Origin of the sequence: Streptomyces sp. NPDC001663 (assembly GCF_042893105.1) — a bacterium.
Classification (GTDB): domain Bacteria; phylum Actinomycetota; class Actinomycetes; order Streptomycetales; family Streptomycetaceae; genus Streptomyces.
In genome coordinates this window covers 1-23101 of the sequence record NZ_JBIAUR010000019.1, presented here as the reverse complement: position 1 = coordinate 23101, position 23101 = coordinate 1, and the positions used below count along the sequence as shown (strand labels likewise).

Annotated in this window: 23 protein-coding genes; 11 read left to right on the top strand and 12 right to left on the bottom strand. The window is 71.1% G+C overall.

The window, feature by feature from the left end:
* Position 1: 1 nt before the first annotated feature.
* Complete coding sequence (locus ACFY1L_RS44320; RefSeq protein WP_388838550.1) at positions 2 to 1078, top strand: ABC transporter ATP-binding protein; 1077 nt, start codon at positions 2 to 4, stop codon at positions 1076 to 1078.
* 52 nt (positions 1079 to 1130) lie between these two features.
* Positions 1131 to 2603, top strand: a complete 1473-nt coding sequence (locus ACFY1L_RS44315; protein ID WP_388838547.1) for an HAD-IA family hydrolase — start codon at positions 1131 to 1133, stop codon at positions 2601 to 2603.
* Between the two features lie 42 nt (positions 2604 to 2645).
* Here ACFY1L_RS44315 and ACFY1L_RS44310 read toward each other — a convergent pair whose 3' ends face one another.
* Entirely contained in the window at positions 2646 to 3059 is a 414-nt protein-coding gene (locus ACFY1L_RS44310; RefSeq protein WP_388838544.1) for an SRPBCC family protein, read from the bottom strand.
* A 183-nt stretch (positions 3060 to 3242) separates the two neighbouring features.
* Between ACFY1L_RS44310 and ACFY1L_RS44305 the strand changes: the two genes are divergently transcribed.
* A complete protein-coding gene (locus ACFY1L_RS44305; protein ID WP_388838541.1) occupies positions 3243 to 3710 on the top strand; it encodes a hypothetical protein in 468 nt (155 codons plus the stop codon).
* Positions 3711 to 3723: 13 nt separating this feature from the next.
* Here ACFY1L_RS44305 and ACFY1L_RS44300 read toward each other — a convergent pair whose 3' ends face one another.
* The 6 genes from ACFY1L_RS44300 to ACFY1L_RS44275 all read right to left on the bottom strand — a co-directional run bounded on the left by ACFY1L_RS44300 (position 3724) and on the right by ACFY1L_RS44275 (position 10884).
* A complete protein-coding gene (locus tag ACFY1L_RS44300) occupies positions 3724 to 4041 on the bottom strand; it encodes a hypothetical protein (protein ID WP_388838538.1) in 318 nt (105 codons plus the stop codon).
* An 89-nt stretch (positions 4042 to 4130) separates the two neighbouring features.
* Positions 4131 to 5135 (bottom strand): MASE1 domain-containing protein, encoded by a 1005-nt coding sequence (locus ACFY1L_RS44295; protein WP_388838535.1) that lies wholly within the window; start codon positions 5133 to 5135, stop codon positions 4131 to 4133.
* Positions 5135 to 6016 carry a PP2C family protein-serine/threonine phosphatase gene (locus tag ACFY1L_RS44290; protein WP_388838532.1) on the bottom strand — a complete coding sequence of 294 codons (882 nt, stop codon included), beginning with the start codon at positions 6014 to 6016 and terminating at the stop codon, positions 5135 to 5137. The genes ACFY1L_RS44295 and ACFY1L_RS44290 overlap by 1 nt, the downstream gene beginning before the upstream one ends.
* A 153-nt stretch (positions 6017 to 6169) precedes the next feature.
* Positions 6170 to 7810: a phosphoglucomutase (alpha-D-glucose-1,6-bisphosphate-dependent) gene (gene pgm / locus ACFY1L_RS44285; protein ID WP_388838529.1), complete on the bottom strand. Its 1641-nt coding sequence runs from the start codon at positions 7808 to 7810 to the stop codon at positions 6170 to 6172.
* A gap of 98 nt (positions 7811 to 7908) precedes the next feature.
* The gene (locus ACFY1L_RS44280) at positions 7909 to 9093 is read right to left on the bottom strand and encodes a serine hydrolase domain-containing protein (RefSeq protein WP_388838526.1); all 1185 of its coding nucleotides are present in this window, start codon (positions 9091 to 9093) and stop codon (positions 7909 to 7911) included.
* A 90-nt stretch (positions 9094 to 9183) separates the two neighbouring features.
* Positions 9184 to 10884 carry a protein kinase gene (locus ACFY1L_RS44275; protein WP_388838523.1) on the bottom strand — a complete coding sequence of 567 codons (1701 nt, stop codon included), beginning with the start codon at positions 10882 to 10884 and terminating at the stop codon, positions 9184 to 9186.
* A gap of 287 nt (positions 10885 to 11171) precedes the next feature.
* Here ACFY1L_RS44275 and ACFY1L_RS44270 point away from each other — a divergent pair, with 287 nt between their 5' ends.
* Genes ACFY1L_RS44270 through ACFY1L_RS44240 form a run of 7 tightly spaced genes read left to right on the top strand, consistent with a single transcriptional unit; the run spans position 11172 to position 18591 of the window.
* On the top strand, positions 11172 to 12050 hold the full coding sequence (locus ACFY1L_RS44270; RefSeq protein WP_388838520.1) for an FAD binding domain-containing protein: 879 nt from the start codon (positions 11172 to 11174) through the stop codon (positions 12048 to 12050).
* A complete protein-coding gene (locus ACFY1L_RS44265; protein ID WP_388838517.1) occupies positions 12047 to 12559 on the top strand; it encodes a (2Fe-2S)-binding protein in 513 nt (170 codons plus the stop codon). The genes ACFY1L_RS44270 and ACFY1L_RS44265 overlap by 4 nt, the downstream gene beginning before the upstream one ends.
* Positions 12556 to 14952 (top strand): aerobic carbon-monoxide dehydrogenase large subunit, encoded by a 2397-nt coding sequence (locus ACFY1L_RS44260; protein ID WP_388838514.1) that lies wholly within the window; start codon positions 12556 to 12558, stop codon positions 14950 to 14952. Before ACFY1L_RS44265 ends, ACFY1L_RS44260 begins: the two co-directional genes overlap by 4 nt.
* A gap of 11 nt (positions 14953 to 14963) precedes the next feature.
* Entirely contained in the window at positions 14964 to 15836 is an 873-nt protein-coding gene (locus ACFY1L_RS44255) for an XdhC family protein (RefSeq protein WP_388838511.1), read from the top strand.
* A 3-nt stretch (positions 15837 to 15839) separates the two neighbouring features.
* The gene (locus tag ACFY1L_RS44250; protein ID WP_388838508.1) at positions 15840 to 16733 is read left to right on the top strand and encodes an AAA family ATPase; all 894 of its coding nucleotides are present in this window, start codon (positions 15840 to 15842) and stop codon (positions 16731 to 16733) included.
* Complete coding sequence (locus ACFY1L_RS44245; RefSeq protein WP_388838506.1) at positions 16730 to 17371, top strand: SRPBCC family protein; 642 nt, start codon at positions 16730 to 16732, stop codon at positions 17369 to 17371. The genes ACFY1L_RS44250 and ACFY1L_RS44245 overlap by 4 nt, the downstream gene beginning before the upstream one ends.
* The gene (locus ACFY1L_RS44240; protein ID WP_388838503.1) at positions 17368 to 18591 is read left to right on the top strand and encodes a VWA domain-containing protein; all 1224 of its coding nucleotides are present in this window, start codon (positions 17368 to 17370) and stop codon (positions 18589 to 18591) included. Before ACFY1L_RS44245 ends, ACFY1L_RS44240 begins: the two co-directional genes overlap by 4 nt.
* Before the next feature lie 51 nt (positions 18592 to 18642).
* On the opposite strand, the gene ACFY1L_RS44235 is transcribed toward ACFY1L_RS44240, so the two are convergent.
* The 4 genes from ACFY1L_RS44235 to ACFY1L_RS44220 all read right to left on the bottom strand — a co-directional run bounded on the left by ACFY1L_RS44235 (position 18643) and on the right by ACFY1L_RS44220 (position 21464).
* On the bottom strand, positions 18643 to 19116 hold the full coding sequence (locus ACFY1L_RS44235; RefSeq protein ID WP_388838500.1) for a carboxymuconolactone decarboxylase family protein: 474 nt from the start codon (positions 19114 to 19116) through the stop codon (positions 18643 to 18645).
* A 121-nt stretch (positions 19117 to 19237) separates the two neighbouring features.
* Positions 19238 to 19843: a dihydrofolate reductase family protein gene (locus ACFY1L_RS44230; protein ID WP_388838497.1), complete on the bottom strand. Its 606-nt coding sequence runs from the start codon at positions 19841 to 19843 to the stop codon at positions 19238 to 19240.
* Between the two features lie 76 nt (positions 19844 to 19919).
* The gene (locus ACFY1L_RS44225; protein ID WP_388838494.1) at positions 19920 to 20876 is read right to left on the bottom strand and encodes a LysR family transcriptional regulator; all 957 of its coding nucleotides are present in this window, start codon (positions 20874 to 20876) and stop codon (positions 19920 to 19922) included.
* Positions 20877 to 21011: 135 nt separating this feature from the next.
* Positions 21012 to 21464: a flavodoxin family protein gene (locus ACFY1L_RS44220; protein WP_388838491.1), complete on the bottom strand. Its 453-nt coding sequence runs from the start codon at positions 21462 to 21464 to the stop codon at positions 21012 to 21014.
* A gap of 118 nt (positions 21465 to 21582) precedes the next feature.
* Here ACFY1L_RS44220 and mgrA point away from each other — a divergent pair, with 118 nt between their 5' ends.
* Positions 21583 to 22632 carry an L-glyceraldehyde 3-phosphate reductase gene (gene mgrA, locus ACFY1L_RS44215; protein ID WP_388838488.1) on the top strand — a complete coding sequence of 350 codons (1050 nt, stop codon included), beginning with the start codon at positions 21583 to 21585 and terminating at the stop codon, positions 22630 to 22632.
* Positions 22633 to 22705: 73 nt separating this feature from the next.
* Here the strand turns inward: mgrA and ACFY1L_RS44210 are convergent.
* A partial coding sequence (locus ACFY1L_RS44210) for an RNA-guided endonuclease TnpB family protein (protein WP_388838485.1) occupies positions 22706 to 23101 on the bottom strand: 396 nt, incomplete at its 5' end.

Below are 23101 nucleotides of genomic sequence, written 5' to 3'. Positions count from 1 at the left end.
CATGACCGTCACCACGCTTGAGAAGACAGCCGTCGACAAGGCCGCCACGGTCGAATTCCGCGGGCTGCGCCGGGAGTTCGGGGCGACCGTCGCCCTCGACGGACTCGACCTGACCGTGCAGCCCGGCGAGTTCCTGGCGCTGCTCGGCCCGTCCGGCTGCGGCAAGACCACCGCGCTGCGCATGCTCGCCGGGTTCGAACACCCCGACTCCGGCGAGGTGTTGGTCGACGGCGAGGACATCACCCGGGTGCCGGCCCACCGCCGGGACGCCGGGATGGTCTTCCAGTCGTACAGCCTCTTCCCGCATCTCAACGCCCTCGACAACGTCGCCTTCGGGCTGCGGATGCGGAAGGTGCGTACGGCCGAACGCCGGTCCCGTGCGGCCGAGTTGCTGGAGCTGGTCGGGCTCGCCGACAAGGGCGACCGGTTTCCGCACCAGCTCTCCGGCGGCCAGCAGCAGCGCATCGCGCTCGCCCGGGCGCTCGCGCTGCGTCCGCGTGTGCTCCTGCTGGACGAGCCGCTGTCCGCGCTCGACGCCAAGGTGCGGCTGACGCTGCGCGAGGAGATCCGTCGGCTGCAGCAGGAACTCGGCATCACCACACTGTTCGTGACGCACGATCAGGAGGAGGCCCTGTCCGTCGCCGACCGGGTCGCCGTGATGCACGCGGGCAGGCTCGAACAGTGCGCCGAACCGGCCGAGTTGTACGGCCGACCTGCCACCGCCTTCGTCGCCGAGTTCGTCGGCACGATGAGCCGGATTCCCGGACGGCTGTCCGGAGAGACGGTCGAGGTCCTCGGGCTCCGGCTGCCCGCCGACGGCACCCTTCCCGCGACGGCGGAGGTGGATGTGCTGGTGCGACCGGAGGCCGTACACGTCACCGCCGACGACACCGGCAACGCGCGCGTGATCGCCACCGCGTTCCTCGGCGCGGCCACCCGCTGTACCGTGCGGCTGGCCGACGGCACCGAGGTGAAGGCCGACCTGCCCACCCACGAGGTCGCCACGCTGGGCGCCGGAGCCGCCGTACGGGTGTCGCTGCCCGAGCGGCCGGTCCTGGTCGCCGAGCGAGCGGCGTGAGGCACGCCCACCATTGCCTCGTAGGAAATCCCCCCACGCGAAAGAAGAAACCGTGACCCAACCCCCGCTCCAGGCCGTCCTGTTCGACATGGACGGCACGCTCGTCGACACCGAGCGGCTGTGGTGGGAGGCAGTGCAGGACATCGCCTCGGGCCTCGGCAGGCCACTGACCGAAGCGGATCAGCCGGAGGTGCTCGGCAGGCCGGTCGAGCACACCGCCGCATGGCTCGGCCGGATCACGGGGCAGCCGGTCCCGGGGCTGACCGACCGCCTGCACCGCGGGTTCACCGACCGCGTCCGCACCGGCATCGTGCCGCGCCCCGGCGCACTCGACCTCCTCGACGCGCTCGCCCGCGAAGGTGTGCCGACCGCCCTGGTCACCGCCTCCCCCCGCACGGTCGCCGACAGTGTCCTGGCCGTGCTCGGCGCCGACCGCTTCCGGGTGTCCGTCACCGCGGACGACACGCCGCACACCAAGCCCGCCCCCGACCCGTATCTCGCCGCCAGCCAGGCCCTCGGCGTCGACCCGGCCCGCTGCGTGGCCGTCGAGGACACGCCCACCGGCGTCAGCTCCGCGGAGGCCGCCGGGTGCGTGGTCCTGGCGGTGCCGTCGCTGGCCCCCATCGACGCGGCACCCGGGCGGACGGTCGTGGCCAGCCTGGAGGAGGTGACGCCGGACCGGCTGCGCGCACTTGTCGCCCCCCGGCTGCGCGTCATGAGCTGGAACCTCTGGTACGGCGGCGCGAAGGTCGACGACCACCGCGCCAAACAGCTCAAGGTCCTCCTGGACACCGAGGCCGACGTCGTGGGCCTGCAGGAGACGGCCGGCACGGCGGCCCGCGAGCTCGCCGACGCGCTGGGCTGGCACCACCACCAGGCCGGCGAGAACCTCGGCATCATCAGCCGCCACCCCATCACGGCCCGCCTCGGCGACCCCGACGTCGGTTTCTACGGGGCGGCGGGCGTACGCCTGCGCATCGGCCGCGCGCACGAGGTGGACGTATGGACGGCCCACCTCCACTACACGCCGTACGGCCCCTACGAAGCCGCCTTCGACGGGCTGCCGCCGGAGGAGCTGATCGCGCACGAGGAGCTGAGGCTCTCCCAGATGCGGGAGGCCCTGCGGCAGATCGCCGAGTCGGGTGGCAGCGAGCGGCCCGTGATCCTCACCGGGGACTTCAACGCCCCGTCCCATCTGGACTGGCCCGCCGTGGCATGGCCGGTGACCAGGGCGGCCGAGGAGGCCGGCCTGCGCGACTCGTACCGCGAGGCCCGTCCCGATCCCGTTCTCGACCCGGGCCACACCTGGTCCCCGATCCACCCCCGGCACGAGAACGACCCCGCCCTCCCGGAGCCGCAGGACCGGATCGACTATGTCCTGCACAACGGACGAGGTCTGGCAGTGGTCGACTCCCGCACGGTCGTGACCGGCGTCCCGCGGGCCTGGCCGGACGTCGCCGACAACGACTGGCCGTCGGACCATGCGGCGGTCCTCACGACCTTCGCCTTGCGCCAAGGAGGCTGACCCGACGCTGCGGGTCAGGCACTCGCCTGCGGGTGCCGTACGTCAGCCGCCCGCGTTGTCGACCCGCAGCCGTACCTGCTCCTCGAGGCGCTCCAGGCTTCGGTCGAGGGCTTCCTGCGCCGCCGTGTCGCCCGGGTCGTGCTCGGCGTCGGCGAAGGACAGGTGCACGGTCACCTCGCTGGTGCCGCTGCCCGTGTCCTCGACCTGGAGCCAGCCGGTGTAGCTGCCGTCGTCGCGGGTGCCCCACTCCAGACGCATCCGGTCCTGGCGGGACCGCAGGAGGGCGGGGGTGTCCTGGTCGGTCTGGTCCTCGTGGACGGTGACGGCGGGCGGGGCCTCGGCGTGGACGTGCAGTTCGTCCGGCAGCCAGCCGTCGAGTTGGCCGATGTTCGCCGCCTGGTCGAAGACATGCTCGGGCAGCGCGGGCATGGCGCGGGAACGCTCGTATTCGGTCATCGCTCCTCGTCCCTCGGCAGGGTGTCGTACAAGGCGACGCGTGCCCCTTTTGTCGATATTGAACCGCGCGGTCGCGCAGTGCATTGCTCCGTCCGAGTGGTGCACGGCTCCCACCGGTCGTAGCGTCGGTAGCGGGGCCTTCGCTTGCGGCCCCGGTTCCGGAGGCGGCAGCCGGGAGCGGACATGCGCGCACACGTACTGACCACGGCGATCACGCTTTGTCTTGCTGCATCACTTGCAGCGGCCGCGGGAGCTCCCTCCGCCGCCAGAACGACCTCGTCGCCGGCCGCGCAGGCCGTTCAGCAGCGGCCCCGGGGCCCGGTGATCGTCGACTGCTTCTGGCACCCGCATGTGCGCCCGGCCGACTTCATCCTCGCGTGCGGCGACGGCAACAGCCGCCTGTCCTCGCTGCGTTGGTCCCACTGGGGTGCGCACTCGGCGAAGGCGGAGGGCGTCAACTGGCTCAACGACTGCAAGCCCTACTGCGCGGCGGGCAAGTTCCACTCGTACCGGGTCGTCGTGCGCCTCGACCGAGCAGAGCCCTGGAAGAAGCGCCCACAGGTGCAGCACTACACCCGGATGACCCTCACCTACTCCGACGGCAGGCCGGACGACTTCCCGCGGACGGTGACGTATCCGCTGTGGAACTGACCGCGCGCCGGGCTCAGGCGCCGGAGTCGATGCCGGTGATCACGGCGGGTCCGAGTGGCGCCTTGTCCATGTCCAGACCCGCGGCTCGCAGAGCGGATTCCGCGAGGTGCTGAGCGTCCTGTTCGGCGCGCGGGCCGCTGTCGGCCTCGACGGTGAGGCGGATGGTGAAGGTGTTGTCCTCGTTCACGGTGAGGACGTCGAGGCCCTCCGCGTCGCCCGTCCGCGTGCGGTGCGGGTCGACGGGGCGCAGGGCGCGGGTCAGCTCGGCCCGTGTGTCGGCGCCGGTCGCGGTGGTGAAGGTGCCGGGCACGGTGATCAGGTACGTCGTCATGGCGGTCCTTCCGTCGTGGTCGACTTCGCCTACCCCGGTTCGCGGCGCTGATCGCCGGGAGGGCCGGACGATGCGGCGTGCCGCCCGCCTCAGCGGCGGTCGTCCGCGTCCAGGGGCGGTCTGGGCTGTGGGGTGTCGCCTGCGGTGAGGTGTTCCAGGACCTCGACCAGTTCCTGGCAGGCCCGTTCCACCGAGCGTCTGGTGTTGAGCTGTTCGGTGATCACGGCGGACAGGAGCAGCGCGGTGAGGGCCATCGCGCCGTTGAACGCCTGAAGTTTGATCATGATCTCGATAGGGCTGAGTCCTGCGAACGGTCCGGCCTGGTCCGTCGCCGCGATGGTGGCCATGACGGAGGCGAAGAGGGCGCACAGCATGCTGCCCGCGAGCTGGAACCGCAGCGCCGCCCAGATCACCAGCGGGTAGACGAGGAACAGCAGGCTGACGGAGCTCTGGGCGGCGAACGGCACGAGGCCGCACGCGATGAGGGTCAGCCCCACCGCCTCCTTCCACCGGCGCGGGTGCGCGGTACGGCGCGCGCCGTACAGTCCGAACAGCACCAGCAGGGCCGGGGTGACGATCAAGACGCCCATCGCGTCGCCCGCCCACCAGGCCGACCAGACGAGCCAGAAGCCGTGCGGGGCGAGCTTGCCGGTCAGGACGAGGAGGCCGGCGCCGGCGGTCGCGCTGATGAGCGTGGCGGTCAGGGCTCCCAGGAAGACCAGAGCGAAGCCGTCCCGTAAACGGGCGAGGTCGGTGCGGAAGCCCACCTTGCGCAGCATGTAGTACGCGCAGACGGGGGCGGCGGTGTTGCCCACCAGCGTGCCGATCACTGCGGGCTGCGGAGAGGTGATGGACATGACGACGAGCAGGGCCCCGAGCGCGATGCCGGGCCAGACGCGCAGGCCGAAGAGGAGCAGACAAGCCACCGCGACGCCCGTGGGCGGCCAGATGGGTGTGACCACCGCGCCATCGACGACGAGCCGGCGCATGAGCCCCAGCCGCCCGGCCGCGTAGTACCCGGCGGCGACGGCCAGCGTCTGGAGGGCGAGGCCGGCCGGTCGGCGCAGATCCGCGATACCCACCACAGCTGCCATCAGACACCGCTGCCGCCCGCTCGGCGAGGCGAGCGGCGCGGTCTCCAGCCCCGGGGGCGGTCGTCGAGCCCGTCGTGGCCGACGACCAGTACGGCCGCGTCGTCCTCGTGCCCCACTCGCTCGGCCACCTTCATCACGGCGCCGGCGAGTGCGTCGGCCTCCATGCCGGCTACGGCGGCGATCCCGGCGAGCCGTACGACGTGGTCGAGGCCGTCGTCGACGCTCAGGGACGGCCCTTCCACCACGCCGTCCGTGAGCAGGACGAACACACCGCCCTTGGTCAGCCGGTACCGGGTAACCGGGTACTCCATCCCCTCCACGATGCCCAGGGGCGGTCCGCCCTCGTCGTCGGCGATGCCGGACTGTCCGTCCGCGGTGGCCCAGATGTGGGGCACGTGCCCGGCCCGTGCGCTCTCCAGCACGCCGGTGCACGGGTCGAGCCGCATGAAGGTGCAGGTGGCGAACAGATCGGTGCCGAGCGACATGAGCAGGTCGTTGGTACGGGAGAGCAGCTCGCCGGGTTCGCTCGTGACGGAGGCGAGGGCGCGCAGGCCGACCCGGACCTGGCCCATGAAGGCGGCCGCCTCGATGTTGTGGCCCTGGACGTCACCGATGGACAGCCCGATGCGGCCGTCGGGCATGGTGAAGGCGTCGTACCAGTCGCCCCCCACGTTGAGGCCGTGGAAGGCGGGGGCATAGCGGACGGCAAGGTGGAAGCGGCGGGCCGTGGGCAGATCCCGGGGCAGCATGCCGCGCTGCAGGGCGACGGCCAGTTCGACCCGGGAGCGCTGCAGCTCCGCGAGCTCACGTGCCTGGGCGGTCAGCGACCCGAGTCTGGCGAGCAGCTCGTCGCCGTCCTCCATTGGGCGCTCGAGGGACATTGATCACTCCGGCGGGGCCGTGGGCCGTGGCCCCTTCTGGGCATAAACCCATACGTCGCGTTTAGGAGATGATAGCGACATAAGCCCCTGACCAGACAAACCGGAAATATCTACGAAAGGGGGCCCGGACGAACCAGGCCCCTCGGTGCCGTGTCAGCCGCCCAGTGCCGCCATCACCACGTCCTTCGCCTCGTCCTGCACCTGGCGGAGGTGGTCGGGGCCACGGAAGGACTCGGCGTAGATCTTGTACACGTCCTCGGTGCCCGAGGGCCGGGCCGCGAACCAGGCGTTCTCGGTGGTGACCTTGATGCCGCCGATCGACGCGCCGTTGCCCGGCGCCTCGGTGAGCACCCCGGTGACCGCCTCTCCGGCCAGGGTGTCGGCGGTGACCTGTGCCGGCGAGAGCTTGGCGAGCAGGGCCTTCTCCTCGCGGGTCGCCGGGGCGTCGATGCGCGCGTAGGCGGGCTCGCCGAAGCGGGCGGTCAGGTCGGCGTAGTGCTCCGAGGGCGTCTTCCCGGTGACCGCGGTGATCTCGGAGGCGAGCAGCGCCAGGATGATGCCGTCCTTGTCCGTGGTCCACACCGAGCCGTCCCGGCGCAGGAACGACGCACCGGCCGACTCCTCCCCTCCGAAGCCGATGGATCCGTCGACCAGGCCGTCCACGAACCACTTGAACCCGACCGGCACTTCGACCAGTTGGCGCCCCAGGTCGGCGGCGACGCGGTCGATCATGCTGGACGACACCAGCGTCTTGCCGATGCCCGTGCCGGCGGGCCACTCCTTGCGGTGGGCGTACAGGTAGGAGATGGCGGTGGCCAGGTAGTGGTTGGGGTTCATCAGCCCGGCGTCCGGGGTGACGATGCCGTGCCGGTCGGCGTCGGCGTCGTTGCCGGTCGCGATCTGGAAGCGGTCGCGCTGCTCGATGAGCGAGGCCATCGCATACGGCGACGAGCAGTCCATACGGATCTTGCCGTCCCAGTCGAGCGTCATGAAGCGCCAGGTGGGGTCGGCGAGCGGGTTGACCACCGTCAGATCGAGCCGGTGCTGTTCGGCGATACGGCCCCAGTAGGCGACCGAGGCCCCGCCGAGCGGGTCGGCGCCGATGCGGACGCCGGCGGCGCGGATCGCGTCCAGGTCCAGCACGCTGGGCAGATCGGCCACGTAGGCGCCGAGGAAGTCGTGGCGGCGGGTGGTCTCCGCTGCCAGCGCCCGCGTGAAGGGGATGCGCCGTACGTCCTTCATCCCGGCGGCGATGATGTCGTTGGCCCGGTTCTGGATCCAGGACGTCGCGTCGGAACCGGCCGGGCCGCCGCTCGGCGGGTTGTACTTGAAGCCGCCGTCGGCGGGCGGGTTGTGCGAGGGGGTGACCACCACGCCGTCGGCGAGGCCGGAGGTGCGGCCGCGGTTGTGGGTGAGGATGGCGTGCGAGAGCGCGGGGGTGGGCGTGTAGCCGTCCCCGCTGTCGATGAGCACGGTCACCTCGTTGGCCGCGAACACCTCCAACGCCGTGACCCGCGCGGGCTCGGACAGGGCGTGGGTGTCGGCGCCGAGGAACAGGGGGCCGTCGGTGCCCTGGTCGGCGCGGTACTCGCAGATCGCCTGGCTGGTCGCGGCGATGTGGTCCTCGTTGAACGCGGTCGCCAGTGACGACCCGCGATGTCCCGACGTACCGAACGCCACCCGCTGCCCCGGGTCGGCCGGGTCCGGGTGCAGCGCGTAGTACGCGGTGACCAGCCGGGCGACGTCGACGAGATCCTCGGGACCGGCAGGCTGACCCGCTCGCTCGTGCTGCATGTGCCCGCTCCTCCACATCGGTTGACCAAAACGCTTGCCGCCCCATCTTCCCTCGTCATGGCGGCGGCTAGCGAGACCAGGTCAGTGCGCGGACCGGGTCAGTGCGCGGACCGGGTCAGCAGTGCGCAGACGAAGTTCTCCTGAACGGCTCGCATCCGGTTCAACAGGTCCGGGTTGCTGGAGTCGTTGATCTGCGTGGTGATGGAGAAGGTCAGGGACCGGCGGCCGTCCGGGGTGGCGGCGATCAGCTGCGTATAGCCGGGGAAGTTGCCGGTGTGCCCCAGCACCACGCCGCAGCGTGTCGTGTAACGGAAGATGGCAAGGCCCGCCATGTTGGCGCCGGGGCCCGCGGGTTGGGAGGCGCCGGGGATCCAGCGCCGCTGCTCGTGTACGACACCCCTGCCGTAGAGCGCGCCGCCCGCGTAGCCGCGGATGAAGCGGGTCATGTCGGCCGGTGTGGAGATGATGCCGCCCGACGCCCAGGAGCCGGAGACGCCGAAGAGCTCGCTGACGTCCTCCGGGGGCGGCGGGGTCACGGCGTACCCGTGCAGATAGGGCTCGGGCATCCGGTAACCCTGGGGAAGGCTCGTGTTGCGCAGGCCCAACGGCCCGTAGACCAGGATGCGCAGCAGCTGCTCGTACGGGGTGCCGGTCGCCGCCTCCGCCATCAGGGCGACGGCGATGTTGTCGGAGTTGGAGTAGCGGTACTGGGTTCCCGGGGGGAAGTTGAGGGGCCGGTCGGCGACGAAGTCGAGCAGCCGGCGGGAGTCGAAGTGATGGCGCGGGTCGGCCGCGAGAATCTGCCGGAACTCCTCGTCCTCCGTGTAGTCCGGCAGACCGCTGGTGTGGTTGAGCAGCTGCCGGAGCGTAACGCTGTGCCAGGCGCGGGGCAGCCGCGGCAGCCGCCGGCCGATGGTCTCGTCCAGGCGCAGGGCATGCCGGTCGACCAGGCTCAGAGCAACCGCCCCGCTGAAGGCCTTCGCCGTACTGGCGATCCGCATGTGGTCGCCCGGCTGCGGCGGCCGTCCCGTGGCGAGATCGGCCACGCCCGCGCGGACGACGCGGGTCACGCCGTCCCGCTGCAGCACGGCGATGGCACCGGGCGGTCCGCCGGGGGCGGCCACGAGCTGTTCGAGCTGGCCGCGCAGGTCGTCGGCGCCCGATCCGGGGGCGGCGGCCGTGCTGGTGGGCGCCTGGCTGAGCGCCGTCACGCAGACCGCGATGACGCAGGTCGCCCGCAGGCGGGAGCGGAAAGGGCGGGCCGGGGCAGAGCGAAGGGGCATCGGAACTCCCGTGACAGGCCGGTGATGCGGCCAAGCCTTTCGCCGGGTCCGGGTGGAGGCCCCTTGAGCTGCTGCATACGGCCCAACGACTCATTCGTCGGCGGGCATCACCTTTGTCACCTTGCCCTGGGGGGTGGCCTCCAGGTAGCCGCCACTGCCGTAGTCGTCGCTGAGGTAGACCGCGATGGCCGCCGGGGTGTGGAAGACGTTGTCCGGCTGCCGGATCGTCAGGTAGCGGGTGGTCGGATTCTTGACCTTCAGCTCCTTCTCCGCCCGGGCGAACAGGGCGGGCACAGCGTCCCAGCGGAAGTTCTTCAGGCTCACCGGCTCCTCGCTGTCGGGCAGCGTGCTCTTAATGATGCCCTCCTCCGCCCCGGTCCCGGGACGGTAGTTGTAGTCGATGTACCGGGTCTTGCTGCCGTTCGCCATCATGGACCCGGTCGCGTGGTCCGGGTAGACGAGGAAGTCACCGAAGCTGTCGCTTCCCGATGCGTCCTCGAGAGCCTTGATCACCATCCGGATGTTGCCGGGGGTGAGCAGGTTGGCGGTCTTCGCCGTGCTCGCCGCGGTGGAGGGCGTTGTAGTGGACGCTGTGGCGGTCGAGCCCGTGTGACCGGTCCCGGTCTGCTGCGTCTGTTCGCCCTTGCCGGTGGGCGCCAAGGCGTCATTGCCGTCCCCGCCCGAGAGGGCCACCCAGGTCACCCCGCCCACCAGCAGCGCACCGACCGCGACGGAGGCGAGGGCGATCCGACGCGGGTGCCGCTGCGGGGGTGCCGATGGCACGACGGTGCTGGAGAGCGCCGACGGCGGCGGGACGGGAACGGCGTCCTGCGGCGGCGCCAGCGGATAGGAGGTGGGCACGGAGCTCTGCGGAGGGGACAGCGGATAGGACGTGGGCGCGGTGTCCTGCGGAGGCGCCGGCGGGTAGGCCGTCGGCATCACATCGGCGCCTGATTGGGCCGCGACGGCGAGCATCCGGTCCACCGTCTCCGCATCCGGCCGCGCCGCAGGATCACGTACCAGCACACGCGCCAGTACGGGCGTCAGCGGGCCGGCCTGCACGGGTGGCGGTACGTCCTCGTGCAGCACGGCAGCCAGCGTCGCCAGTGTCGTTCCGCGCCGCAGCGGATGGTGGCCCTCGACGGCCACGTACAGCATCATCGCCAGCGACCACAGGTCGGCCGCCGGGCCGCCGGGATCGCCAGAGACGCGTTCCGGGGCCATGAAGTCCGGCGTGCCGATGATCGAGCCCGTGGCGGTCAGCGCGGTGGCCTCACGGATCGCGGCGATGCCGAAGTCCGTGAGCACGGGGCGGCCGTCGATGCGCAGCAGGACGTTGGCGGGCTTCACGTCCCGGTGCTCCACACCAGCGGCGTGTGCCGCGCGCAGGGCGTCGAGTACGCCCCGGCCGATGCGGGCGGCTTCGGCGGGAGCCATCGGCCCCCGGGCCAGCCGGTCGGCGAGCGAACCGCCGTCGACCATCTCCATGACGATCCACGGGTAGGTGCCTTCGCCGCCGTCGACGATGTGATGGATCGTCACCACGTTCGGATGCTGGACCCGGGCCAGGGCGCGCGCCTCGCGCAGCACTCGCTCGCGCAGCATCCGTGCCGTGCCGGGGTCGTACTCGGCGAGGTCCGGATCCGCAGGCCGGACCTCCTTGACGGCCACACTGCGGTGCAGCAGCAGGTCGCGAGCGCGCCACACCGTGCCCATGCCTCCGCCGCCGAGCCTGGACTCCAGCTCGAAGCGACCGTCGACAACCCGTCTGGCGGGCTCCCCCTCGTTCATGGCGAGGAGCATAAAGGACTCCAACGGCTCCGCCGCACGCCGGCAGCCCTGCGTCAGTCGGCTCCGACCAGCACGCGGACCTCGTACTCGTCGTGGATGTCCGGCACTTCGGGGCCGGCCGAGGACCGTGCCGGGAGCCGGAGTGTTGCAGTGCGCCCGATGCACAAAGACAGTCGACCCGCCGCACCGCCCTCCACCCGCGTCGGCGACTTAAGTGAACAGTTAACCAACCGTTGACACCCCTGGGTGCCGAGGGCCCAATGGGGCCCTGACAGGGGGAGGGCAACATGCAGGTTCCCGCTCCGTTCGAGTACCAGCGGGTGCACAGCGTCGACGAGGCGATCGCGCTCCTGGACCGGCTGGGCGACACTGCGCGCCTGGTCGCCGGGGGGCACAGCCTGATCCCGATGATGAAGCTCAGGCTGGCCAACTTCGAGTACCTGATCGACATCAACGAGCTGCACGACGAGCTGGGTTACATCCGCGTGGAGCCCGGGTCGATCCGCATCGGCGCGATGACCCGGCACCGCGAGCTGCTGGAGTCCGACGAACTCGCCGCCGCCTTCCCGATCTTCCGCGACGCCGAGCGCGTGATCGCCGACCCGGTGGTTCGCAACCGGGGCACCCTCGGCGGCTCGCTGTGCCAGGCCGATCCGTCCGAGGACCTGTCCGCCGTGTGTACGACGCTGGGCGCCTCCTGCGTGATCCAGGGGCGCGAGGGCGAACGGATCGTGCCGATGGAGGACTTCCACCAGGGGCCGTACGAGACCGCGGTCGGCGACGCGGAGATGCTCACCGAGGTGCGCTTTCCCGTCCGCCCCGGCGGGTCGAGCGCCTACGAGAAGGTCGAACGGCGGGCCGGCGACTGGGCGGTCGTCTCGGCGGGCTCCGCGGTCTGGCTCGACGGCGGGCTGGTGTCCGACGCCCGGGTCGGTCTCGCCGCCGTCGGCCCGAACACCGCCGGCATCCCGGGCATCGCCGAGCTGATGCGCGGCCGGCCGCCCGGCGAGGAGCTGTACGCACGGGCCGGGGACCTCGCGGCCGCGGCCTGTTCGCCGGTGACCGACCGGCGCGGCAGCGCCGAGTACAAGCGCCATCTGGCGCGTGAGTTGACCGTGCGGGTGCTGCGCCGGGCCGTGGCCCGGGCCGGCGGACAGGAGGCGTGATCGTGCAGGTCACCATGACCGTCAATGGCGAAGAGGTCACCCGGGAGATCGAGGGCAGGCTGCTCCTCGTCCACTTCCTGCGCGATCACCTGCGGCTGACCGGGACGCACTGGGGCTGCGACACCAGCAACTGCGGTACGTGCGTGGTGTGGCTGGACGGCGAGCCGGTCAAGTCGTGCACGGTGCTGGCCGCGATGGCGGGCGGGCACGAGGTGCGCACCGTCGAGGGACTGGAGCAGGGCGGCGAACTCGACGCCGTGCAGAAGGGGTTCGTCGAGTGCCACGGCCTGCAGTGCGGCTTCTGCACGCCGGGCATGATGATGACGGCTCGGGCGCTGCTGGACCGTAATCCCGACCCGTCGGAGCAGGAGATCCGGGAGGCGATCTCCGGGCAGATCTGCCGGTGCACCGGTTACGCCACCATCGTCCGCTCCGTGCGCTGGGCGGCCGCCGAGGAGGCAGGAACCCGCACCACGGCTCCGGAGAGCGTCTCGGGGAGTGCGTCATGACCACCGTCTCCGAGAACGGCCGGCGCACCGAGTTCGTCGACAACGACCAGAAGCCCTGCGGCCACGGGCGGATGCTCCGCAAGGAGGACCCGCGTTTCGTCCGCGGCAAGGGCCGCTACGTCGACGACCTCCAACTGCCCGGCATGCTGCACCTGGCGATCCTGCGCTCGCCGCTCGCCCACGCGCGCGTGGTCTCCGTCGACACCACCCTGGCCGAGGCGCACCCCAAGGTCCGCCTGGTGGTGACCGGCGCGATGCTGGCCGAGAAGGGCCTGGCGTGGATGCCGACCCTCTCCAACGACGTCCAGGCCGTGCTCGCCACGGACAAGGTCCGCTTCCAGGGCCAGGAGGTGGCCTTCGTCGTCGCCGAGGACCGCTACTCGGCGCGCGACGCACTGGAGTTGATCGACGTCGAGTACGAGGCGCTCGACCCGGTGATCGACGTGCGCACCGCGCTCGCCCCGGACGCGCCCGTCATCCGCGACGACCTCGAGGACAAGCGGGACAACCACTGCTTCGACTGGGAGACCGGCGACGCGGCCGAGACCGACGCCGTCTTCGCCCGCGCCGACGTCGTGGTCAGTGAGGACATCGTCTATCCGCGCGTACACCCGGCGCCGATGGAGACGTGCGGCGCGGTCGCCGACTACGACGCCGTCGACGGCAAACTGACCATGTGGTCCACGACGCAGGCACCGCACGCCCACCGCACCCTGTACGCGATCGTCGCCGGGCTGCCCGAGCACAAGATCCGCGTCGTCTCCCCCGACATCGGCGGCGGCTTCGGCAACAAGGTGCCGATCTACCCGGGTTACGTGTGCGCGATCGTGGGGTCCCTGCTCACCGGGAAACCGGTGAAGTGGATGGAGGACCGCTCGGAGAACCTCATCACCACCGGCTTCGCCCGCGACTACATCATGCGCGGCGAGATCGCGGCGACCCGCGAGGGGAGGATCCTCGCCATCCGCACCCATGTCCTCGCCGACCACGGCGCGTTCAACGGCACCGCCGCGCCCGTGAAGTACCCGGCGGGCTTCTTCGGCGTCTTCACCGGCAGCTACGACCTCGAGGCCGCGCACTGCAAGATGACGGCCGTCTACACCAACAAGGCGCCGGGCGGGGTGGCGTACGCCTGCTCGTTCCGCATCACCGAGGCGGTGTACCTGGTCGAGCGGATCGTGGACTGTCTCGCGTACGAGCTGAAGATGGACCCGGTCGAGCTGCGCAAGAAGAACTTCATCCGGCCCGAGCAGTTCCCGTACCGGACCAAGACCGGCTGGGTGTACGACTCCGGGAACTACGCGCCCACCATGGAGCTGGCCACACAGCTCGCCGGATACGCCGAACTCCGCGCCGAACAGGCCGAGAAGCGGGCCCGCGGTGAACTCATGGGCATCGGCGTGTCGTTCTTCACCGAGGCCGTCGGCGCGGGCCCCCGCAAGGACATGGACATCCTCGGTCTCGGCATGGCCGACGGCTGCGAGCTGCGGGTGCATCCCACCGGCAAGGCGGTCGTGCGGCTGTCGGTGCAGACGCAGGGACAGGGGCACGAGACGACGTTCGCGCAGATCGTCGCCGAGGAGCTCGGCATCCCGCCGCAGGACATCGAGGTGGTCCACGGCGACACCGACCAGACGCCCTTCGGGCTCGGCACCTACGGCAGCCGCTCCACCCCCGTCTCGGGCGCGGCCGCGGCGCTGGTCGCCCGCAAGGTGCGCGACAAGGCCCGGCTGATCGCCTCCTCGATGCTGGAGGTGTCGGTGGCCGACCTGGAGTGGGAGAAGGGCTCCTTCCACGTGGCCGGCGACCCGAAGGCCTCGGTCACCATCCAGGACGTCGCGATGCGCGCGCACGGCGCGGGCGATCTGCCCGACGGGGTGGAGGGCGGCCTGGACGCGCAGATCTGCTACAACCCGGAGAACCTCACCTACCCGCACGGCGCCTACATCTGTGTCGTCGACATCGACCCGGGCACCGCGAAGGTCACCGTCCGCCGCTTCGTCGCGGTCGACGACTGCGGCACCCGTATCAACCCGATGATCATCGAGGGGCAGGTGCACGGCGGGCTCACCGACGGCGTCGGCATGGCGCTGATGGAGATGATCGCCTTCGACGAGGACGGCAACTGCCTGAGCGGCTCGCTGATGGACTACCTCATCCCGACCTCCCTCGAAGTCCCCGACTGGGAGACGGGGTTCACGGTCACCCCGTCCCCGCACCATCCCATCGGCGCCAAGGGCGTCGGCGAGTCCGCGACGGTCGGCTCACCGCCCGCGATCGTCAACGCCGTCGTCGATGCGCTGAAGCCCTTCGGTGTACGGCATGCCGACATGCCGCTCACTCCGTCCCGGGTGTGGGAGGCCATGCAGGGCCGGCCGACACCGCCGATCTGAAGGTGGTCGCGATGACCGGCACAGTGAGCGCGCGGGCGCTGGAACTCGTCGAGCGGCGGGTGCCGTTCGTGCACGCGCGCGTGGTGCGCGCCCAGGCGCCGGCCTCCGCGCATCCCGGTGACGAGGCCATCGTGCACGGCGACGGCACGATCGACGGTTTCGTCGGCGGCCAGTGCGCGGAGGGTTCGGTGCGTACGGCCGCGCTGGGCGCCCTGCACGGCGGCACACCGCTGCTGCTGCGGGTGCTGCCGGCGGGCGAGGAAGGGTTCCCGGAGACGCCGGGCGCGCAGGTCGTGGTCAATCCCTGTCTGTCGGGCGGTGCTCTGGAGATCTTCCTGGAGCCGGTGCTGCCGCCGCCGTTGATCGAGGTCGCCGGGGACACGCCGATCGCCGAGGCGTTCCTCGCCCTGGCCGAGGTCCTCGGCTACGCCACCGCCCGCTCCCTGCCCGACGGCCCGCCCGCCGAGAACGCGGCCGCGGTGATCGTCGCGGGGCAGGGGCACGGCGACGCCGAGTCCGTACGTGCCGCCCTCGACGCAGCCGTCCCGCACATCGAGCTGGTCGCCAGCCGCCGTCGGGGCTCCGCCCTCCTCGACGAACTCGGCCTGGACGAGGCGGAAAGAGCCCGTGTCCACTCCCCCGCCGGCCTGGACATCGGCGCCCGCACGGCACCCGAGATCGCACTGTCGATCCTGGCCGAGGTGGTGGAGGTCGTACGGGCGAAACCCGTGACCGCGGCGCGGCCGGTCGAGGCCGTCGACCCGGTGTGCGGGATGACCGTGATCGTTCGGTCCGACACCCCTCATCTGACCACGGACGAGGGCGAGTTGTGGTTCTGCGGCACCGGCTGCCGGGACCGTCACGCCGCGAGGCCGGTGGGCTAGCGCGTGAGCGAGCTGTTCACGGACGCCGAGGAGGTACGCCAACGCCTGGATGCCGTCGGCCACTTGGTCGACGAGGGCACCGCGACCGCCCTCTTCCTGGCCACCGTCCTCGACCGACCGCTCCTGGTGGAGGGCGAGCCCGGCGTCGGCAAGACCAGCCTCGCCAAGGCCCTCGCCGAGGTGCTGGACACCGCGCTGATCCGGCTGCAGTGCTACGAGGGACTCACACCGGGCGAGGCCCTGTACGAGTGGAACTACCAGCGCCAACTGCTCGCGATCCGGCTCACCGAGGCGCGCGGCGGGCGGCTCGACGACGCAGATGTGTTCACCGAGGAGTTCCTGCATGACCGGCCGCTGTTGCGGGCGGTGCGTCATGCGGGCCCGGTTCCGCCCGTCCTGCTGATCGACGAGATCGACCGGGCCGACGACGAGTTCGAGGCGCTGCTCTTCGAGTTCCTCGGCGAACGGTCCATCACCGTGCCCGAGTTGGGCACGTTCGCCGCCGTGCGGCCGCCGGTCGTGGTGCTCACCTCCAACCGCAGCCGCGAACTGCACGACGCGCTGCGCCGCCGCTGCCTCTACCACTGGATCGACTTCCCCTCCCCGGAGCGCGCCGCCCGGATCCTGCGCCGTTCGGTACCGGCCGCGAACGAGCCCCTGATCGCGTCGGCGACGCACTTCATCGGTCGCGTACGGCAGTTGGACCTCGACAAGGCGCCCGGCATGGCGGAGGCCATCGACTGGCTCTCGGCGCTGGCAGCACTGCGTGTCGCACGGCTTACCCGCACCGACGTGGTCAGCACGCTCAGCGCGGTCGCCAAGAGCCCCGACGACCGCATCGCCATCACCGAGGCGCTCGAAGAACTCGGCTACCCCGAACAGGCGAGGAGACCATGAAGATCGACCAGGAGTTCGGTGTGGACGTGCCCGTCGAGCGTGCCTGGCAGGCGCTCACCGATCTGGAGGGCCTCGCCCCGTGCATGCCGGGCGCCGAGCTGACCGGAGTCGAGGGCGACACCTACAAGGGGCGGGTGAAGGTCAAAGTAGGGCCTGTGGTCAGTCAGTTCGCGGGTACGGCTCGCTTCGTGAAGCTGGACGACGCCGCCCACATCGCCGTCATCAGTGCGGCCGGGAAGGACACCCGCGGGGGCGGGAACGCCTCCGCGACCATCCACGCCCGGCTGCGCCCCGACGGCGTGGGCACGGTCGTGACGGTCAGCACGGATCTCAACATCAGCGGGAAACTTGCCCAGTTCGGCAGCGGCATGATCAAGGAGATCTCGGAGAAGCTGTTCGCGCAGTTCGTCGAGAACGTGGAGACGCAGCTGCTGGCTCCGCAGGAGTCGGCCGAGGAGACGGCCGTTCCCGAGCCGGAGGAGGCGGCCGTCCCCGAGCCCGCGGAAGCACCCCAGGCCGCAACCGAGCCCCTGGACCTGATGCGGCTGGCGGGGAAGTCCGTGTACCGGCGGCTGGTCCCGGCGCTCGTCGTGGTCGTGGTGGTCATCGCGGCCGTGGTCCTCCTGCTGACGCTGTGACCAGGGCCGGGCCACTGCTCCCGGCGGTGGACCGGGCCGCCTTCGCCGTCGCGTTCGCCGCCCGGCTCAGGGAGCGGGGCGTTGCCGTGGGGCTCACCGCCACGCAGGACTTCGTCCGTGCGCTCGTCGCCGTTCCGCCCGTGTCGCGGACGGCGCTGTACTGGGCGGCGCGCGTGACGCTCGTCCGCCGTCAACCGGATCTGCCGCGGTTCGACGAGGTCTTCGACGCCGTGTTCGGCGAGGCGCTGCTCTCCGTCGACCCGCACGCCCGGCGCAGCAGCGACCGGCCGGCCCCGCGCGGGGGCGAAGCCCGTACGCCGGCGCCCGTGCAGCCGTACGACGTCTCCGATGCATCCGGCGACCGGCGCGGTCTGCCCTGGGTGACCCTGCCGCCGGTTGTCGCGCGCCCCGACCACCGGGACGACGTCGCCCTGTCCGTGCCGGACCGTCTGCCCAGCGATCTCGCCGGTGCCCTGGACACGCCGTTCGAGCAACTCGGCGCCGCGGATGCGCAGTTGCTGGGCCGGTGGCTGGAGCGGGCGCTGCGGGAGTGGCCCACCCGGCGGTCGCGCCGGTACGCGGTGCGGCCGGGCGGACCCCGGGTGGCGATCCGGGAGACGGCGGCCCGGGCGCGACGCACCGGCTGGGATCCGGTCCGACTGGTGCGTACAGGGCCCGTGGCCCGGCCGCGTCGGGTGGTGGTGCTGTGCGATGTGAGCCGTTCGATGCAGGCGCAGGCGATGGCCTATCTGCATCTGATGCGGGCACTCACGCTGACCACCCACGCCGAGGTCTTCGCGTTCGCGACCTCGCTGACCCGGCTCACCACGGCTCTCGCCCACCGTTCGGCGCAGGAGGCACTGGACGAGGCGACGGAGCGGGTCGCCGACCGGTTCGGCGGTACCCGGATCGCGCACTGTCTGTCGACGCTGCTCGCCTCGCACCACGGCGGCACGGTACGGGGCGCGGTCGTCCTGATCGGTTCGGACGGCTGGGACGGTGATCCGCCGGAGCGGCTGGCCGCGGCCATGGCCCGGCTGCGGCGCCGTGCGCACACGGTGATCTGGCTGAACCCGCGGGCCGGGACACCCGGATTCGTCCCTCGTACGACGACGATGGCGGCGGCGCTGCCGTACGTCGACCTGCTGCTGCCGGCGGACAGCTTCGGGGCGCTGCTGCGGGTGCCGGGCGAGATCGCCCGGCATGCGCGGCGCGGCTGAACGGCCCGGGGCGGGGAGCCTGTCCGGGCCGTGTGCCGTCCGTGCTGCGCGTCAGCCGAACATGCCGGGCTGGTAGTCGCCGGCGGGCTGCTGGACGATGACATTGAAGCGGTTGTACATGTTGATCAGGGCGATGGTCGCAACGAGGGCCGCGAGCTGGTCCTCGTCGAAGTGCTTGGCGGCGTTCTCCCAGGCCTCGTCCGTGACCCCGCCGGCCGCATCCGCGATGCGGGTGCCCTGCTCCGCCAGTTCCAGGGCGGCGCGCTCGGCCTCGGTGAACACCTTGGCCTCCCGCCAGGCCGCGACCAAGTGGAGGCGCTGCGAGTCCTCGCCCGCGGCCAGGGCGTCCTTGGTGTGCATGTCGGTGCAGAAACCACAGCCGTTGATCTGACTGGCACGGAGCTTCACCAGCTCCTGTGTGGCGTGCGGCAGCGTCGAGTCGGAGACGGCCTTGCCCGCCGAGTTGATGTAACGGAAGACCTTGGCGGCGACCGCGTTCTCGAAGACGTTCATGCGAGCTTCCATGCTGCGCTCCCGTGTCGTTGTTGGTGGCTACACCCCTCTGACGGAGCGACTCGACACGGTGTGACACGCCCGAATGTGACCTGCGTCTCCCCCGGCTCCACGCAAGGACTGGGTAAATCGCCTAGTAGCTGTCGTAGCTGGGCTTACCGTTCGGCCGGTAGACGCCGACGATGGTGCCGCCCTTCGTCGTCGAGACGCTGACCGGCTCCAGCGCAGTGGGGATCGCCCCGTCGGCGAACAGCCGCTTGCCGGTGCCGATGATCACCGGATGGATGGTCAGCCGGTACTCGTCGACGAGGCCGTGCTGCATGAGGGTCTGGGCGAGGTCGCCGCTGCCGACGACGTTGATGTTGCCGCCGTCGGACTCCTTCAGCCTGCGTACGACATCGACGACGTCGCCCTCCAGCAGCGTGGAGTTCTGCCACTCGACGGACGTCAGGGTCCGAGACGCCACGTACTTGTGCATGCTGTTCATCCGGCTGGTGAACGGGTTGCCCGGATCGGCGGTCGGCCAGTACGACGCGAAGATGTCGTACGTCTTGCGGCCGAGCAGCATCGCGTCGGAGTGCTCGTACCAACCGGCGATGGCCGCGCCGACCTCGTCGTCGTCCACCGGTTTCTGCCAGCCGCCGTGCTCGAAGCCGCTCTCAGCGTCCTCGTCCGGACCGCCCGGCGCCTGCATGACGCCGTCCAGCGTCAGGAACGTGCAAACGATGATCTGGCGCATGGTGCGCTCCCTTCGTCGACAGGTAGACCGCACCACCGCCGAAAACTCATCGGCGGAACGTCCGCGGCGCGGCAACCTAGCTCCACAAGGTGACGTGGATGGCGGGCCGGAAGCGGCCCGCGGTCACTCCCGCGCCCCGCAGCATGGCCTGAGTGGCCCGCGGTGTGGTCACGAAGCGGCGCAGTTCCGCGGCGACCGGCGGGGCCTCCCGGTCCGGGAGGGCCAGCAGGTTCCAGGAGCCGCGGGCCGGCAGGTGGGGGCCGTCGAGCCGCCGTAGATGGCCGTCGGCCAGGTCTTTCGCGACGGCGAAGGCGACCACGAGGGAGATGCCCTTGCCGCGTTTGGCCTCGTCCACGGCGGCGGCGTGGCTCTGGAAGATGCGCTGGTTGTGCTCGGGGACGCTCAGCCGGCGCAGCACCGAGGGCACCAGGCCGGTGCGGCCGACGGCGGAGGGGCCGAGCAGCCATGTCTGCTCGCGCAGCTCGGTGGGGCCGACGCCGCCGGCGGCGAGCGGATGGTCGGGGCCGACGACCGCGATCACCTGGTAGTTGAGGAAGTGGGCGCAGGTCATGGCGGATTCGAGGGTGGCGGGCCGGGGTCCGATCGCCACGTCGACCGCGCGGTTGACGAGCATCGTGCCGAACCGCTCAGGGTCGTCCACGCTCAGCTCGACGTCCAGGTCGGCGGCGCGCTGCGCGAACAGTTCGATGAGGCCGGGGGCCGCGTGTTCGGCGAACAGGCTCGACGCGGCCACGCGCAGCAGCCGCCGTCCGGAGCCGGCCCGCCGTACCTCCAGGATGGTGCGGTCCTGCAGGCCCAGCATCTCGGTCGCTCGGCTGGCGAGCCGGAGCCCGCCCGGGGTGAACGCCAGCCCGTGGGCGGTCCGGGTGAACAGCTTGTCGCCGAGTTCCCTGCGCAGATGGGCGATGTGGATCGAGATGGCGGACTCGGTCACGGCGAGATCGGCCGCGGCGGCCTTCACCGAGCCGAGTCGCACGGTGGCTGCGTAGGCCCGCAGCTGTGCCGGGGTCAACGAGAACCTCCCCGCTCTCCACGGGTGTACGTCACCTGTGACCTGCACCTCAAATTAGCGCACCTGTTCCCCAAGAGCCACCGTTGTGCGGGGACCGTGGGGCTCAAGTGGCCGCTGGGGCACGGCAGTTCGGGATCAGTCCAGCAGCCCGGCGGCGAGCGTCGCGCCCAGTTCCCAGCATGCCTCGATGTCCCTCTTGGCGGGCTCTCCCGTCACGGTGACGGGCTGCGCGGCGAGCTTCCAACCGAGGCCGGTCGTGATCGCCTCGATCCCGCGCACCGCGCCGGTGACGTCGCTCCCGCCGTGGACGTAGTAGCCGAAGGGCCTGCCCTGGGTCGCGTCCAGGCACGGGTAGTAGATCTGGTCGAAGAAGTGCTTGAGGGCGCCGGACATGTAGCCGATGTTGGCGGGGGTACCGAGCAGGCAGGCGTCGGCGGCCAGGACGTCGGACGCCGTGGCCGACAGTGCAGGCCGCCGTACGACGTCGACGTTCTCGATCTCGGGCGCGGTGGCTCCGGAGACGACGGCTTCGAGCATGGCCTGGCAGTTGGGTGAGGGTGTGTGATGCACGATCAGCAGGGTGGGCACGTCCCGCACCCTAGTTCACGAGTTCACCCGCCCCGCAGCCCGATTAAGAAGAGACATCGCTGAATCCGATGAAAGGGAGTTGTTGGACTCCGGAATCCTGCGCGCGCAGAGTGAACCCATGAACCACCTCGCGGATCCCGAGCGCTACAACGGCACCATGCGCTACCGGCGCACCGGACGTTCCGGCCTCGACCTCCCCCTGCTGTCCCTGGGCTACTGGCACAACTTCGGCGACGACCGGCCGTTCGAGCGGCAGCGCGAGATCGCCCTGCGCGCCTTCGACCTCGGGATCACCCACCACGACCTCGCCAACAACTACGGCCCGCCCTACGGCTCGGCGGAGATCAACTTCGGGCGTCTGATGCGCCAGGACCTCGCGCCGTACCGCGACGAGCTGGTGGTCTCCACCAAGGCCGGCTGGGACATGTGGCCCGGCCCCTACGGCCAGGGCGGAGGCTCCCGCAAGTACGTGCTCGCCTCGCTCGACCAGTCCCTGAAGCGCATGGGCCTGGACTACGTCGACATCTTCTACTCCCACCGCCTGGACGCCAGCACGCCGCTGGAGGAGACGATGGGCGCGCTCGACACGGCGGTGCGCCAGGGCAAGGCCCTGTACGTCGGCATCTCCTCGTACGACGCCGAGCGCACCCGTGAGGCCGCGGCGATCCTGCGGGACCTGGGTACTCCGCTGCTCATCCACCAGCCGTCGTACAGCATGCTGAACCGCTGGATCGAGACCGAGGGGCTGCTGGATGCCGCGCAGGAGGAGGGCTTCGGGGTCATCGGGTTCACGGCCCTCGCGCAGGGGCTGCTGACCGGGCGCTATCTGGACGGTGTGCCGGAGGGCTCGCGGGCCGCGGCGGGGACGTCGTTCGACACGTCGTGGCTGTCGGAGGACATGCTGGGCCGGCTGCGTGCGCTGAACGACATCGCCGCCCGGCGCGGGCAGACGCTGGCGCAGATGGCGCTGGCCTGGGCGCTGCGGGACGAGCGGGTCACGTCGCTCGTGATCGGCGCATCGCGGACGGAGCAGCTGGAGCAGAACGTCGCCGCACTGGAGAACCTCGACTTCAGTACCGAGGAGCTCGCCGAGATCGACAAGTACGCGACCGACGGCGGCGTCGACCTGTGGCGGGACGCCCGGACGGGGAACCTCGGGTCAACTTGACCCGGCCCTAAAGGACCGGGCTTGGAGGTAGCGCCCAACTGGCTGCTGGGTTGACTCCTCCGTCCAGACACCCCTATCGGGTGGCAGGGACGCGTGACTCACGCCCCGCGTTCCACACGATCTCGCCACGGGTGGCGATGTTGTGGGAAGCATTCCGGTCGGCGTGGGCAACGACCCCGCACCCGCGGCAGATGAAAAGTCCCTGGTCGACACGGTTGCGTTTGTCGACGTGGCCGCACTCGGCGCATGTCTGGGACGTGTACGCGGGATCGACGAAGACCAGGGGCACGCCTGCCCCCTTGGCCTTGTAGACGATGAAGTCTGCGAGCTGGGCGAAGGACCAGGAGTGGAGCGCGACCCGTTGGGGCTTGCCAAGCCGTACCCTCTGCCGGATTCCCTTGAGTTCTTCCAGGGAGATCCCGGCCGAGGTGCGTTCAGCCTCGGTCACGATCGTCTTGGCGATGATGTG